The sequence below is a fragment of the Pseudonocardia sp. TRM90224 genome (assembly GCF_021245725.1).
In the GTDB taxonomy this organism is placed as follows: Bacteria; Actinomycetota; Actinomycetes; order Mycobacteriales; family Pseudonocardiaceae; genus Pseudonocardia.
In genome coordinates, this window is sequence record NZ_JAJGSX010000053.1 from 35,310 (window position 1) to 50,456 (window position 15,147).

A 15,147-nucleotide genomic window follows, 5' to 3' on the forward strand; every position below is an offset into this window, starting at 1 on the left:
AGATCCAACATGATCAGCAACTCGTCCGGCGACGTCCCCGGACCGATCCTCGTCCTCGGCGCCACCGGCACAACCGGACGCCGTGTCACAGCCAGGCTGCGCCGACGGGGGTTCGCCGTGCGACCGGGATCCCGCGCGGCCGATCCGGCGTTCGACTGGTCCGACGAAAGGACCTGGCAACCGGTCCTGAACGGGGTGTCCGCCGCCTACATCGCCTACTACCCCGACATCACGGCGCCCGGAGCGTTCGACGCCATCACCCGCTTCGCGCACACCGCCGTCGCGAACGGCGTCGAACGCCTGGTCCTGATCTCCGGGCGCGGCGAGCCCGAATCCGAAGCCGTCGAGAAGGGTGTGATCGCGGCCAGCTCGCAGACCACCGTGGTGCGCTGCGCGTTCTTCGCCCAGGACTTCAGCGAGAAGGGCTTCGGCTTCGAGGAGATGATCCGCTTCGGCGCTGTTGCGCTGCCCGCTCCCGAAGTCGGCGAAGCCTTCGTCGATGCCGAGGACATCGCCGACGTCGTCGCCGAAGCGCTGGCCGACCCCCGCCACGCCGGGAAGCTCTACGAGCTCACCGGACCCCGGCTGCTCACCTTCCGGCAAGCGATCGCGGAGATCGCCTCCGCCACCGGCCGGCACATCGACTACCAGCAGATCACCCCCGAACAGTTCGTCACCGGGCTCCTCGAGCAGGGCGTCCCCGAGGAAGGTGCCGCCGTCTTCGCCTCGATCTTCGAGACCACACTCGACGGACGCAACGCCCACCTCGCCGACGGGGTCGAGCAGGCACTCGGTCGCCCACCGCGCGACTTCGCGGACTTCGCCCGTGACGCCGCCGCCTCCGGCGTCTGGGACCTGCCTCACGCGGGAAAGCTCGGTGCAAGCGGCGTGTAGTGCCCGGCGATCACCATTCGGGGATGAACTCGCTCGCGGAATCCGAAGGCGTTCGCCGGACGACGTTCTGGCTGCTCATGGCGGCGATCGGGGTGGATGTCGGGATCGTGGTCACCGAATTCGTCCGGGTCGGCGCGTCCGCGCCGCCCGGCGGATTGGTCGAGGTCGTCGTCCTGGGCCTGGGCGCCGGCTTTCTGCCGACCTCCTACTCGCTTCCGGTGCTCGTCACGGCCGTGCTCCACGCGACGCGGCGCAGGGCCCGGATGTGGCAGTCCCGGACGGTGATCGCCCTGCTCGGCCTGGTGTGGCTCGGCGCCAGCGTCTTCGTGCTGACCAGGTACGCGGTCGGGGTCGGGACCAGCGCGGAAGCTCGCCAATGGGTGACCTTCACCATCGGGCGGATGGCCGGTCAAGCCTCGCTGATCATCGTCGCGATCGTGCTGACCTTTCGTGACGACCTCGGGAAGCTCCTCTGGCGGCGCTCCTCAGGGCCCGCGCCGAGATAGACCGCGGTGCCGCGGAAGCTTGATCAAAGGGCGCTGGGGTTCATCTCACCCGTCCTAGCACGGCTCTGATGACGCCGGACGGGGCCTCGTAGGTCTCGGCCAGCTGTGCGACCGACGGCAGACACTCAACTCACGACCACGCCCGCCCGGCGACCGGCGCAGCTCATCCCGGGGTTGGGGAGGGCAGGAAAGCCACTTTCCTGCCCTGTGGGGGCCGGAAAGTGGCTTTCCTGCCCTCGCGTGCGCACGCACACCCCCTGACCGGCCGTCGCGTTCACCGACCTCACCGCGGCCGTACCCCCGAGTGCCGCACCCAGCACCGATCTCATCCCTCGTGGCGCCCCGGAGGGCCATGACCGACTTTCCTGGCAACGTGTGTGCTGTGCTGCCCTCGCGCCCCGGCTCATCCCGGTGCGCTGAGCCTCCCGAGCCGAGCACGGATCTGGGGGACGGTGGCTTCCTCGTCGTGGGTCGTCTCCACCCCGAGGCGGGTCAGGATGTCCAGGGCTTCCTGCCAGTGCCGGCGGGCGTGTTCGTGCTGGTCCACGGCGAGGTGTGCGTGGGCCAGGCCGTCGTGGGCGCGGACCTGGTCGCCGGCGTGGTTGAGTGCGACCGCGGCGTCGAGAGCGGCCTGGTGGCAGCCGAGGGCACGACCAGCGTGTCCGGCGCTGAGGTGCAGCCGGCCGAGGGCCTGGTGTGCCTCGAACTGGCTGTTCACGTCCCCGATCTCCAAGGCGAGGGTGAGTGCCTGCTCGTAGAGCGGGCCCGCCTCGGCGTAGCGGCCTTCCAGGCGGTGGATCATCCCGATCCCGAGCAGCGCTCCGAACGTGGCGCTGCGGCTACCGATGGAACGGGCCAGGACGAGCGTCCGCTCGAACGCATCGGCCGCCTCTTTGCGTTGCCCCTGCAGCCGGTGGACGTGTCCCAGACAGCGCAGTGCCCGGACCTCCTCGTGCGGGTTGCCGATGGCGCGCGCGATCGTGAGCGCCCGTTCGGGGTGTTCGACCGAGGGCCGCCCGAGGTCCAGCTCGGCCCACGCGAGGCAGATCAGCGCCGCGATCTCCCCGCCGCTGTCCGATGCGCGGCGGGCGACGGTCAGCGCCTCGTCGCATATGCCGACGGCGTTCTGGAAGCGGCCCTGCAGCCGTTCGACCGCAGCCAGACCGGCGAGCGCGTCCACCTCGACGGTGGCGAGCGCGAGGTCGCGAGCCGTCGTGAGAGCACGTTCGAAGCACTCGGCGGCTGAATCGCCGCGCGCCTGCGGCCATCGGATCTCACCGAGGCAGACCAGCACCTCCGCCTGCCCGGCCCGATCTCCGCGCTCCTGGACGGAGTCCAGGACGTGCAGGTAGAGCTGTTCTGCGTCGACGAAGGGTCCCCGTGAGCGGAGGAGGCGGTGCAGGGTGACGGTCAGCTGCACGGCGTGCCGCGGCCAGCCGTGTTCCGCCGCGTGCAGGGTCACGGCGAGCAGGTTCGACAGCTCGCTGTCGAGCCAGGCGTTCGCCGATGCCGCATCGGGGAAGGACGTGTCGGTGGGTTTGGTGCGTTGCCGTTCCTGCGTGGTGGGGTGGACGATGTCGATGGCCGACGCCGCGGTGTCGCGGTAGTGGTCCAGCAGCCGGGTGATCGCCTCCCGGCCCTCCGGGCCTGCGTCGTCTCGTGCCGCGGTCGCCCCGGCGTGCGCGCGGACGAGGTCGTGGAACCGGTAGCGGCCCGGGGTGAGCTCGAGCAGCAGGCTGGCTTCGAGCAGCTCACCGATCAACCGCTCCGCCCCGGCCGGCGTGGCGGCGGTCAGGGCCGCGACGGCGTCGCGCTCGACGTCGGCGCCCGGGTGCAGCCCGAGCAGTCGGTACGCGCGTTGGAGCTCACCGTCGAGCTGGTGGTAGGACAGGTCCAGGGCGGCGGAGACGCTGCGGTGTCCGGCGTCGAGCGCGTCGAGCCGGTCCCGGTGGTCCACCAGCCTCTCGACCAGGTGCTGCACCGTCCAGGCCGGGCGCGACCGCAGGCGGGCCGCGGCGATCCGGATCGCCAGCGGCAACCGTCCACACAGCTCGACGACCTCCGCCACCCCGTCACCCGACCCGCCGGCCGCCCGTTGTGGCCCTGCCACCTGGCCGAACAGGTCGATCGCGTCCGTCGTGCTCAACACGTCGAGCGACAGCGCGTGGGTCTGGTCCAGCCCGGTGAGCCGGCGCCGGCTGGTCACCAGCACCAGACACCCCGGCGTGCCCGGCAGCAACGGCCGCACCTGCGCATCGCTGACGGCGTTGTCGAGCAGCACCAACACCTTCCTGCCCGCCAACCGGCTGCGGTACAGCGCCGCCCGATCCTCCAGGTGCTCCGGGACCTGCTCGCCCGAGACGCCCAGCGCGCGCAGCAGCCGGTCCAGCCCTTCCGCCGCGTCCACCGGTGGCACACCATCGGTGTAGCCGTGCAGGTCGAGGAACAGCTGCCCGTCCGGGAACCGGCCGGCCACCCGGTGCGCGGCATGGATGGCCAACGCGGTCTTCCCGATCCCGGCCATGCCGTCGATCGTGCTGATCACCACCGTCGCGGCCTCGTCGCCGAGGTCTTCGAGGCCGGCGAGCTCGGCCACCCTGCCGGTGAACGCGGGCGGCACCGCCGGCAGCTGCCGCGGCGCCACCCGTTCAGGCAGCGCCACATCAGGTGCACCGCTGTGCCCCGCCACCAAGCGGCGCTCCTCGGCGGCGCTCAGCTCCAACCCCGACGCCAGCAGCCGCAGCGTCGTGACCTGCGGCCGCGCCACATCACCCGCCTCCAACCGGCGCACCGTCCGCGCACTCAACCCGGCACGCTTGGCGAGCTGCTGCTGGGTGAGCAGCGCACGTTCCCGCCACATCCGCAGCAGCTCCGCCGCACTCACCCCACCGATCGACACGGCCCCCACCGCTCTCTTTCCCGATGATTCGAGCAAACTGGACATCAGTGCGCCGCCTCCGGTCAGGCGGCGATGTGCTCGACGAGCAGGTGCGGGGCGTCGAGCGCGACGAGCGTTCTGGCGTTCGGCACCTCCACGAGGTGGGCGTTGCGGAAGGCGTCCTGCAGCCTGCGACCGAGCTGCGGGGTGAACGCGCGGTCGGCGGTGCCCCAGACGATGGTGACCGGACCGGTGAACCGGTCGAGCCGGGTCGAGACGTCGAGCAGGTCGGCGGGCCTCGCCGCCCGGAGGAAGGCGACGGCGTCGCCGCGGATCGCGGCATCGGTGAGACCCGGTTCGATCCAGGACCGCGTCTGCGCCGGGTCGAGCCGCTCGGCGAGCAACCCGAACCCCAGCGGTGAGTGCCGGAAGGCGCGCGACCGCATCGGCTGCAGGTTGATCTTCATCAGGGTGTTGCCCTTGAGCAGCGCGAACACGACGTTGAACGGGAAGGGCGGGAACGTGTCGAACGCGTCGCAGTTGGTGAGCACCACCCGCCCGATCCGGCTCGGATCCGTGTCGATCAGGAACTGGCACAGCGCACCGCCGGTGTCCGCACCCACGAGCGTGACGTCGTGCAGGTCCAGCTCCTCGATGAAGCGGACGATCTGCCGGGCGACCCCACGCGGTGTCTGGTCGGTCCCCGGGTTCGTGGCGACGCGGTGGGCGCCCAGCGGCCAGTCCGGCGCGTAGGAGCGGATGCCCCGGGCTGCCAGCAGGTCGGCGACACCCGTCCAGAGCGTGCCGTCCATCAGGAACGGGTGCACGAACAGGACCGGCGGCCCGGCCGCGTCGAGGGGCCCGGCGGTCCGGTACTCCACGACGCCGTGCGACAGCTCGATCGACGTTCTCGTGCTGTTTCCATTCGCGCTGTTCATCGGGCTTCCGCCCGGACCCGGCGGTAGATCACGATGGCGGCGACGACCGTCCAGACCATCGACAGCACACGTCCGACGGGAAGGAGCACCGAGGCGTAGTAGATGGCCAGCGACAGCACCGACAGCATGGCGAGCGTGCCGGCGATGAAGCCGAACCAGCGGGTCGGGTTGCCCAGCAGCCGCTCGCGACCGAGCACGAGCGCCGAACCGAAGACGAACACGCCGAGCAGGACGACGTTGACGACACCACCGGCGATGAAGCTCGACTGGCGCAGCACCTCGACGGTCGTGTCGTCCGCTGTCGGCGCGAGCACGGCCAGGGTCCCCGACAGCACCGACGAGACCACCATGGCGGTCGTCGACACGTAACCGATGCGTGGCAGCCATGCGGCGCCCGCCGCGCGCAGTGCAGGCGCGAGACCGGCGACGAACAGCGCGAAGCAGGCCACCGACACGACCTGCAGCACGGCGGTGATCGTGACGGCGACGGGGTTGGCCGTGTAGAAGTCGGCCACGGCCGAGGCGGGGGAGCCGGGCAGCGGCAGGTCCCGGTCCGTGAACGCCCCGGCGAGCGGGCTCACCGCGAGGTAGGCGACGAGGAACCCGACGGCGGCGAGCACGCCGGTGGTGGGCGAGGTGCGGGACGAGGCACGGGCGGGCGCATTCATGGCTTTACTCCTCTTTGGGTGTTCGGTGACAGGGTCGTGGGTGGAACGTCGGGCCGCGTCCCGCTCAGGAGGACATCCGGCCTACTCCCGTGGTGGTAGGCGGGCCGGTCGAGCTGCGCCCGAAGATCCGCCCGAAGATCCGCCCGGAAAGCCGCCCGCCGGCCGGTAGGGCGCGGCGCAGGATCGCCGGACGGGCCAGCGTGGTCGGGGCGTCGAGCAGCCCGAGCACGCGCCCGACCTGGCGCGCGACCACCGGGTCGTGCTCGGCACGGGCGAGCAGGCGGGCGGTGTAGGCGTTCGACAGCCGGGTCCCGAACCACCGGTTCCCCGTGACCTCGGGCAGGGCGAGGTCGGAGTCGAGGCCCATCCGCCACGCAGGACGGACGACCCGGTCGACGGCCGTGAAGTAGCGGTGCGCGAGCCCGGAGCGGCCGGCCGCGAGGCAGCGGCGCAGCTCGAGTGCCTCCACGGCAGCGACCGTCATGCCCTGGGCGTAGATCGGGTTGAAGCTGCAGAGCGCGTCGCCGGCGACGAGCAGCCCGTCCGGGAGGCGACGCAGACGCCCGTAGTGCCGCCGCTGGTAGGCGGGGTAGCGGAAGCGGGCGATACCACTGGGCGGCCCGGCTGTGTTGATCACGGCGGCCCTGATGACGGCGGCCACGTCCGGCGGGGCGACTGCTGCGGCAAACGCGAGGAAGCCCTCGACGTCGACGGGTGGGTGGTTCGCGCGACCGATCCCGAACAGGGTGAGCAGCCGCTGCCCACCCTCGACCGCGACGAAGGCCATGCCGCGGGCGTGCCCGGCGACGGGCCCGACCATCACCGAGGCCTCGACGTCCGCGCCGGGCGGCACCCGCAGCAGACAGGAGGCGTAACCGACGTCGACCGGCGGCCGGTCCTCGGCGGGGCGCTCGAAGCCGAGGGCCGTCAACCAGGCCGGCACGCGGGAGCCGCGGCCGGTGGCGTCGACGACGAGCGCGGCGGGGATGGACTCCGCCGCGCTGCTGGGCGCGCGGTGCAGCACCCGCACGCCCGTGACCCGCGAGGCGCTCTCGTCGGTGAACAGGCCGACGGCGTCGCACTCGTCGATCAGCTCGACGCCCGGCAGGCCGCGGACCCGCTCACGAACGTGCCGTTCCAGGAACGGGCGGCTCGCCTGCACAGCGGTCCCGCCGATGGGCGTCTGCAGCAGGCGCCGGCCACCGATGATCGCGCGGAGATCCACGAGCGGCTCGACGCGGACGGCACCCGTCCGGGTCAGCTCGTCGAGCAGGCCCGGCAGGAGCAGCTCGACGGCGGCGGCGCCGCGGGGCATGAGCATGTGCGCGTGCGCGCCCTGCGGCACACCGCGCCGCGCGCCGGCGCCGTCGATATCAGCGCCGTCGGGGAGCCGGTCCCGTTCGATGATGGTGACGTGGTCATGGGTGTCGGTGAGCGCCCGAGCGGCCAGCAGGCCGGCGATCCCGGCCCCCAGCACGACGGCCTGCTCGCTGCGCGACATCGAGCCACCTCCTCAGTGTTGCGGAGGCCTGACGATGCGCTGCTGCGGTGTTCAACCAGGAGGCCGGACGCTGTCCATTTCGTGGTCAGATCCCTTCTGGGGTCAGATCCCTTGGGGTCAGGTCTCGGCACCGTGCAGCTCACGCCGCCACAGCCACTCGACGATCCGGCCGACGGCCCGGTCGCGGTGGCGGCGGTAGGTGCTGAAGGACAGGTGCAGCATCTCGGCGGCCTGCTCCTGGGTCGGTGCGGGTCGCAGGAACGTGCGGTTGACCACGTCGAACAGGCCCTGCTCGCGGGGGTCGGCGCTCAAGGTGGCGGCGGCCTCGGTGATCAGCTGTTCGAGGGCGGCCGCGGGCTCGCGTCCACCGGCCTGGTCGCGCACGAGCCGGGAGCGCAGCAGCGGGTTGCGGCGCAGCGCTGCGGGGGTGTGCAGGTCGCGCAACGCGGCCCGGACGGCCGTCGCGAACTCGGGCTGGGAGAGGACGAGCTCGGGGGAGTGCGGGTGCGGTGGCGCGGTCGGCAGGCCGAGCTCACCTTCGGCGGTGCGGTCCAGCCACTCCCGCAGCCCGGCGCGCCGCCAGTCGTGGGCGAACACGACGTAGCGCCGGCGGCCGATCTCGAAGTCCGCCTCGCGGGCCCGCCCGAAGTCGATGTAGTCCATCACCGGCGCCCAGGGCTGCTCGTCCTCGTACGTGCCGATGAAGTCCCAGGCCCACCCGTGCTGCCCGACGAGGTCCTCCACGAACCAGACCGTCATCAGGCCGAGGGATGCCGACGGGCCGTGGCCGTACTCGGCGTCGACGAAGAACCGCGACGCCAGCACCTGCTCGCCTGGCCGCGGCGGGCCGTGCCGCTGGGCGTAGGCCCACATCGCGCGTGTGCCGGGATCGTGGTCGAGGTCGGCGGCCGTGGCCTCGTGCAGCGCCAGCCGCCCGGCGTATCCGGCGACCTCACGTTCGGGCCCCCGGAAGACCCGGAAGCCGGCCGGCTGCCGTCCCAGCCAGAAGTCGACCAGCTCGGCCTGCTCAGGGCCTTGGTGGCGGCGGGTCATCTCCAGGATCGGCTCCCGGTCCGCCGGCTGCACGTTGTCGATCCGGTCGACGCCCATGTCGAAGCGCTCGAAGTAGCGCGCCATGGGCGGGTGCGTCCGCGCGAGGAACATCAGGTCCGCGACCCGTTGCCGCCGATCGGCTTCCCCGGCGTGCTCCGCCTGCGCGATGACCTCGTTCCGGATCCGCCGGTGCAGCTGGGTGTAGCTGTGGCGGTCGCGCCAGCGCAGGTCGACGTCGAGCAGGTCGCGCACGAGGTCGTGCGGGTAGAGCCCGTAGGGGCCCTCTTCCACGAACGGCAGTCCGCGTAGCCACGCGAACAGTTCACCGGCCGCGTCGCCGGCGTCGAACACCGCGCGCAGCAGTTCCTCCGTGGTGAACCGCGCGTACGCCGCGGCCTCCAGCGCGGAACGGTGCAGCGGGCTCGGCGCGGCGTCGACGATGTTCGTGAGCAGCGTCCCGACGAGGTCGGGCACGTCGAGCAGCGATGCGAAGACAGCCCGGTCGCCCCGCCGGCGCACCGCATCGACCAGCAGCGACAACGTGAGCGGGTGCCCGTGGCTGAGGAGCTGGAGACGTTCGTGCAGGTGTGGCTCGATGCCCTCGATCGCGAGGTAGGAGCGGGTGTCGTCGGGGGTGAGGTTGCGCAGGCAGACCACCCGCAACAGGTCGCGCCAGGCCGGATCGGCCAGCCAACGCGCACCCGGTGGGCGCCGGCCGGCGAGCACGACCAGCGTGTCGCCGGGGAGCGACGGCACGAGCTCCGCACGCACCCAGTCCTCGAGGGGCTCGAGCAGCTCGAAGGTGTCTACGAGCAGGACCGGCGGGCCGTGCACGTCGAGCCCGTCGTCGAGCCTGTCCTCGAGCCGGTTGTCGAGCGCACCGAGGACGGCTGCGCGGGTCGGTGTGATCAGCCGGGCGTCGATCCGGACGACCCGCACGGCCTCGGACTCCGCGGCGTCCGCGAACAGGTCGAGCAGGCTCGACTTGCCCACGCCGCCCGGGCCGTGCAGGAACAGCACCCGGAACGGCTCGGGGATCCCACCATCCGCCGAGCCCTCCGTCGTGAGCGAGTGGACGGCGTGCCGCAGCAGCTCCACCTCGCCGGAACGGCCGACGAACCGCCGCAACCGCGCTCGCCGGAGGTGCTCCCCGAGCGACTCCCGCTCGACCATCATCACTACCGCCTGCCCCCCGCCCGGCGAGCGCCGGGTGTGCGTGACCGGCACCTTCGCACGAACCTATCGTCCGAAGGTGCCGGTCACGCAGCTCCTTATCTCTAGATGCCGGTCTCTTCCACCGGGTCGGTGCTCGGCCGGCGCCGGGTGCGCGTGAGCCGCCACGACGCGACGCCGCCGAGCGCCGCCCCGGTCAATGCCGAGAGCGCGACGATCCATCCGGTGGGCAGTTCACCGGTGCCGGATGTGGTCACGCCGCCAGTGGGCCGGATCGGCACGTCGGCGGCGGGTTGCCCTTGCGGCTCGTCGTGGCCGAGGAACTCGCGCAGCATCCCGGTATCGGTGATGATGTTGAAGTTCTGGCCGAGGGACGGATGCACCATCTGGCTGTTGACGCCGTAGACCTCACCCCGGGAGTTGATCGTGGGCCCGCCGGACGTGCCTTCGGCCAGGTCGGCGTTGATCTGGTACGCCGCAACGCCCTGCCAGAACTGCCGGGCCGTGATCGTGCCGCTCGTGTTCGTCGGCTGCAGGCGCGAGTCCTGCAGCACCTCGGCCACCGTCTTGCCGCCGGAGAGCAGCGCCGTGACGTTGACCCCGTCCGTCGACGGGATGTTCAGGCCGGGAAAGCCGATGGACGTGACGGTCTCGCCCAGCCGTGGAGTGCCCGACGCGATCGCCAACGGCTTCGCGGGCGGCAGGCCGGCCACCTCGAGCTTGGCCGTGTCGCCGTCCTCGGCGGAACGGAAGCCGTCGACCCTGACGATGACGGGCGTGGTGATGACCGCCCCGGGCAGCTCGCGCGGCTGGAAGGCGTAGACCGTCCGCTTCGGCTCGGGACGGACGGCAGGCGCCGGCACCAGCAGGCCGGTCGCCGGGTCGAACTCCGGAGGAGCCTGGGCGTCGATGATTTCCCGGCCCTCCTTCGGGTCGACGCAATGCCCCGCGGTGGCGATCGTCGTCGGGCTGTCGAACCAGCCCGTGCAGAGCGAGAAGGCCGGGAGCTCGCTTCCCGGCGTCGCCCGGGCGTCCTGGGTCGGGAGCGGGGAACCCGCAGGGTCCTCCCACACCGTGACCAGGCCGACGATCGACTGCTGGAGCGACTCCAGCAGCGCGGGTTCGATCAGCGTGTTGAGCGAAGCGGCGTCGTCCGGCGGGGCCGACGGCGGTTGGGCCGCGGCCGAGGCGTCGAAGACGACCAAGCACGTGCAGGCGACGACCAGCGCCGCTGCCAGACTCAGCAGCCAGCGGGCAGGCCTCACCGCGAACGAAACAGTACGCATTCCAGCTCCCCCTCAATCGTGTCTCGCTCCAGATGACCCCGGGGAGCCGCGTGGGGTGGGGGTGGCGTACCGGACTTTCACCGGACATCGACGGCATTTACACATTTTCCACACATTCGTCAACGAGTCATTGACGCCGACGTTTTGCCATTCAACCATTGACCGGCTCCGGCGGCGGAGGACGGAGCGGGGGAGTGGCCGCAGTGTCGACGCCGGGAGATGGACACGAAGCGCTTACCTCTTGCCATTCTTCGCTCGCCGTTCGTGACCGCTTTTCGAGAGCGGGTGTTGCGAGGCCTCGGTGGTTATGCTCGCCGTCGGGGGGTCGGTGAATGGTTGATGATCGGTGGCTGGGTGCCGAGCTGGCCGGGTACCGCATCGAGGCGTTGATCGGTCACGGTGGGGCGGGTGTGGTCTACCGGGCGGTGCAGGTGCGGTTGCAGCGGGCGGCTGCGGTGAAGCTGTTGGCTCCCGGCCTGGCGAGTGATGCGGAGTTCCGGCAGCGGTTCGAGCGGGAGGCTCGGCTGGCGGCTCGGTTGGAGCATCCGCACATCGTGCCGATCTACGACTCGGGTTTCGCGGACGGCGTGCTGTACCTGACGATGCGGTACATCGATGGGCCGAATCTGGCAACGGTCGTGGACGACAACGGCCCGATGGGGCTGCACCAGGTGTGTGGGCTGCTCACCGGCATCGCGGAGGCGCTCGACAGCGCACATCAAGCGGGGCTCGTGCATCGTGATGTCAAGCCGGCGAACGTGCTGCTCGCCACCGCGGGTCGGCATGCCTACCTGTGTGATTTCGGTATTGCCCGGTATGCGGCGGCGGGCAGCACGTTGACCTCGGCGGGTCAGCTTCTGGGAACGTTGTCCTACTGCTCTCCTGAGCAGCTGCAGGGTCGGCATGTGGATGGCCGGGCGGATCAGTACGCGTTGGCGTGTGTGGCGTTCTTCTGCCTGACCGGCCGGGCTCCGTTTGTCGCCGACGAGCCGTCTGCGGTGATGTTCGCCCACATCTTCGCCGCCCCGCCGCCGGCCAGGGCGCACAATTCGGCATTGTCCCCGGCGGTCGACGAGGTCATTGCCCGTGCGCTCGCGAAGGAGCCGGCGGACCGTTTCGACGACTGCGCGACGTTCGTCCACGCGCTGGCCGCCGCTGCGGGCCCGGTGGCGCCGCCGGGGGCGCCCTCGCCCGCGCGATACGTGTCAGCGACCGCCGAAACGGTCGTTCGGGGAGCCGGTGAGGCTGTCACCACTCGGATCCGGCCCCCGCTGCTGGGTTCGACGGGCCGCACGCGTCTCCGGCGGATCCTGCTAGTGCTCGGCATTCCCGTCCTTGCCGTGCTCGTCGCGGTCGGAGCGCTGGTGGCGTTCCGACCGGCGGGCTCGAACCCCGCGACCTCACCCCCCGCGACCGTTCACGCCGCGCCGACGACTGGCCCACCTCGCACCCTCCCGATCGACAACCCGCGTTTGGTCGACCCCTGTGCCCTGCTGGGCCCGGAGCCGTTCGCCGGATTCGGGAAGGTCACGGCGGGACCGGCGATCAGCGGGTACTTCCGCCAGTGCGTGCTCGTTCTCTCCCTGACGACCGGGGGTCGGCCAGGGTCGAGGCGAGCTTCGGGGAGCTCCTCGGACCACCGGTCGACGCAATCGAAGAAGAGCCCGGCGGACTGCGGATCACGCGGCTCGCCGCAACCGCGCCCGGCTGCCCGCGCAGCATCGTGCTGTCGGATCGGACCAGCGTCCGCATTGCCGTGAAGATCACCGGTGGATCGGCCGACGCGTGCGCCATCGCCGACCTCGGTACCGGCCATGTGGTGCGGATCCTGACGGAGCGTGGAGTGCCCTACCTGCCCACTGCTGACGGTGAGGCGAACTCGCTGCGCCGTCAGCAGGCCTGCAGCCTCCTCGATGACCAGTCACTGCGGCGCGTACCTGCCTTGGACCCGACTCGACGCCTCGAAGGTTTTGCGGGTTGGACATGTGCGTGGGGAAGGGACTCCTACCCCGACGGATATCAACCCCCGACGGTCGTCCTCGACTTCGAATGGATCACCCCGCTCACCGCCCGTGAGGGTGAGCGACAGATGCTCGGGGGTCGCACGGTGTTCCTCGGCCCAGGCGAAGAGTCGAATGGCCTGGCCAGCTGTCACGTGTTCGTCGTGTTCCGCGACCGACCCCTGAGCAGTGGCAACCCGGCGCAGGAGATCGTGCGTATCTGGGTCCATGCCGACCTGCCGGCGGCCGAGCAGTGCCGGCTGGCGCAGGACTTCGCGTCGACCGTCATTTCCAAGCTTCCGCCACCCTGAGCGGGGTCAGGCCATGAACTCCAGGATCTCGGCGTTGACCTGGTCCTTGGCGGTCACGTAGAGGCCGTGCGGGGCGCCCGGGAGCTCGACGAGACGCCCTTTCCGCAGGAGTCCGGCCGTCGGGTGTCCGGTGATCTCGATCGGTGCAGACTGGTCGGCTGTTCCGTGCAGGAGCAGCACCGGGACGTCGATGGCCGTCAGATCGGCGCTCAGGTCGACGGTGGCGAAGGCGCGCACGCAGGCGATCTGCACCTGCAGCGGGACGGTCAGGATCGAGCGGATCCCGTCGTCGACGAGAGCCTGCGACACCCATGATCCGGTGCCATCGGTGGCGAAGTAGCCGGGCGCCGAGTCGTGGAACCACTTCGGACGGTCCGTCCGCAGCAGGTCGAACCACGCCTCGAGGTGGCCGGGGCCGGTGGCGCCCTGCAGGAAGGGAGTCATGGCGCCCAGGAAGACCGCCCGGGAGACCCGTGCGGTGCCGTGCTGCGACAGGTAGCGGGTTGCTTCGCAGGTGCCCATGCTGTGCGCCACGAGCGTGACGCCCTGCAGGTCGAGGTGCTCGATCAGGCCGGCGACGTCGTCGGCGAGCGTGTTGATGTCGTACCCGGTGCTGGGCACGTCGGAGCGGCCGTGCCCGCGCCGATCCAGCGCGATGCACCGGTAGCCGGCCGCGAGGAGGGCGTCCACCTGGTACTCCCACATCGTCGAGGAGAGCGACCACGAGTGCAGGAGCACGACGGGTTCGCCGGAACCGAAGTCGGAGTAGAAGAGCCGGGTGCCGTCGGGAGCGATGAAATCCATGTGTCGAGCTTCGCGCCGGGCCAGGAGCCGGTCGATTACCTCCGACGTCATGAGTAGTCCTACGCCGTGAACACCTACTTCGACTGGCTCGGACTCAGGGCTTGCGGCCGACCCCGCCGAACGCGTCTACCTCGTCGGGAACCCGGTTGTGGTGGATCGTCGCTATGCCGGGCACGTCCACTTCTGGCCGCCACCGCGGAACCGAGAGGATGCCGGGTTCGACGATCTCCAACCCGTCGAAGAAGCTCGCGATCTGCTCCGGCGTGCGGAGGTGGTAGGCGACGGCGCCGGAGTCGTTGTACTCGTCCTGCGCCTTGCCGACCGCGGCGCCGACGATGACGTCGGTCCCGTCGTTGATCACCAGGTAGCTGCCCGGGACCATCGGGTCGAGCAGGGTGCGGACGATGGCCTTCGCTTCGTCGAGGTCGCCGATGTGCCCGAGCACGCCCATGAACATGAGCGCGATCGGCTGGTCGAAGTCGAGCACCTCGCGCGCGGCCGCGAGGATGACCTCCGGTTCGTGCATGTCGGCTTCGAGGTAGCGGGTCGCGCCCTCGCGGGTGCTGGTGAGCAGCGCCCTGGCATGCGCGAGCACCAGCGGGTCGTTGTCGACGTAAACGATGCGGGCGTCCGGGGCGACGCGTTGCGCGATCTCGTGGGTGTTGTCCGCTGTCGGCAGCCCGGTGCCGACGTCGAGGAACTGGCGGATGCCGGCGTCGCGGGCCAGGTGGGTCACCGATCGGGTCAGGAACGCGCGGGATGCCCTCGCCACCACGGTGACGTCGGGGTGCACGGAGATGTAGGCGTCGCCGGCCGTGCGGTCGACGGCGTAGTTGTCCTTGCCGCCGAGCCAGTAGTTCCAGATACGAGCCGAATGCGGGATGCTGGCGTCGATTCCGGTGCCCGCGATGGCGTCGGGCGGCTCATTCGTCACAGATGATCTGCTCTCTCTGCAGATATGGGGAGGGATCCGCCCACATCGTGCGCGAGCTTACCGCGCAATGTTGCGATGATCGTCCGGCACGATGAGGGGTGTGGATTCGCCGTCGAGCGACGACTGACCTTCCCCCCGTAGCACGGACACCTGCGGTGTGGGGTCAGTGATGTTGGTCTGACCTGGTGTGCAGGGCTTCAA

12 protein-coding genes are annotated in these 15,147 nt (G+C 70.9%); 4 read left to right on the top strand and 8 right to left on the bottom strand.

Annotated elements, in window-relative coordinates; all coding sequences use genetic code 11:
- Positions 1-9: 9 nt before the first annotated feature.
- Complete coding sequence (locus LL648_RS38860) at positions 10-894, top strand: NmrA family NAD(P)-binding protein (protein ID WP_232667965.1); 885 nt, start codon at positions 10-12, stop codon at positions 892-894.
- Positions 895-917: 23 nt separating this feature from the next.
- A complete protein-coding gene (locus LL648_RS38865) occupies positions 918-1,400 on the top strand; it encodes a hypothetical protein (RefSeq protein WP_232667966.1) in 483 nt (160 codons plus the stop codon).
- Between the two features lie 403 nt (positions 1,401-1,803).
- Here the strand turns inward: LL648_RS38865 and LL648_RS38870 are convergent, their stop codons facing one another.
- The 6 genes from LL648_RS38870 to LL648_RS38895 all read right to left on the bottom strand — a co-directional run bounded on the left by LL648_RS38870 (position 1,804) and on the right by LL648_RS38895 (position 10,897).
- On the bottom strand, positions 1,804-4,299 hold the full coding sequence (locus LL648_RS38870; RefSeq protein WP_232667967.1) for an ATP-binding protein: 2,496 nt from the start codon (positions 4,297-4,299) through the stop codon (positions 1,804-1,806).
- A 62-nt stretch (positions 4,300-4,361) separates the two neighbouring features.
- On the bottom strand, positions 4,362-5,216 hold the full coding sequence (locus LL648_RS38875) for an alpha/beta fold hydrolase (protein ID WP_232667968.1): 855 nt from the start codon (positions 5,214-5,216) through the stop codon (positions 4,362-4,364).
- Entirely contained in the window at positions 5,213-5,884 is a 672-nt protein-coding gene (locus tag LL648_RS38880) for a hypothetical protein (RefSeq protein ID WP_232667969.1), read from the bottom strand. Before LL648_RS38880 ends, LL648_RS38875 begins: the two co-directional genes overlap by 4 nt.
- A 64-nt stretch (positions 5,885-5,948) precedes the next feature.
- A complete protein-coding gene (locus LL648_RS38885) occupies positions 5,949-7,385 on the bottom strand; it encodes an NAD(P)/FAD-dependent oxidoreductase (protein WP_232667970.1) in 1,437 nt (478 codons plus the stop codon).
- Positions 7,386-7,502: 117 nt separating this feature from the next.
- Positions 7,503-9,665, bottom strand: coding sequence for an ATP-binding protein (locus LL648_RS38890; RefSeq protein WP_232667971.1), 2,163 nt, complete (start codon positions 9,663-9,665; stop codon positions 7,503-7,505).
- A gap of 50 nt (positions 9,666-9,715) precedes the next feature.
- Complete coding sequence (locus tag LL648_RS38895; RefSeq protein WP_232667972.1) at positions 9,716-10,897, bottom strand: trypsin-like peptidase domain-containing protein; 1,182 nt, start codon at positions 10,895-10,897, stop codon at positions 9,716-9,718.
- A gap of 332 nt (positions 10,898-11,229) precedes the next feature.
- On the opposite strand from LL648_RS38895, the gene LL648_RS38900 reads away from it, so the two are divergent.
- Together LL648_RS38900 and LL648_RS38905 are read left to right on the top strand one after the other, a co-directional pair.
- On the top strand, positions 11,230-12,657 hold the full coding sequence (locus LL648_RS38900; protein WP_255687385.1) for a serine/threonine-protein kinase: 1,428 nt from the start codon (positions 11,230-11,232) through the stop codon (positions 12,655-12,657).
- Positions 12,654-13,208 (top strand): hypothetical protein, encoded by a 555-nt coding sequence (locus LL648_RS38905; RefSeq protein WP_232667974.1) that lies wholly within the window; start codon positions 12,654-12,656, stop codon positions 13,206-13,208. The genes LL648_RS38900 and LL648_RS38905 overlap by 4 nt, the downstream gene beginning before the upstream one ends.
- Positions 13,209-13,214: 6 nt before the next feature.
- On the opposite strand, the gene LL648_RS38910 is transcribed toward LL648_RS38905, so the two are convergent.
- Positions 13,215-14,012 carry an alpha/beta fold hydrolase gene (locus LL648_RS38910; protein WP_232667975.1) on the bottom strand — a complete coding sequence of 266 codons (798 nt, stop codon included), beginning with the start codon at positions 14,010-14,012 and terminating at the stop codon, positions 13,215-13,217.
- Positions 14,013-14,106: 94 nt separating this feature from the next.
- Positions 14,107-14,946, bottom strand: coding sequence for an SAM-dependent methyltransferase (locus LL648_RS38915; RefSeq protein ID WP_232667976.1), 840 nt, complete (start codon positions 14,944-14,946; stop codon positions 14,107-14,109).
- Positions 14,947-15,147: the final 201 nt, after the last annotated feature.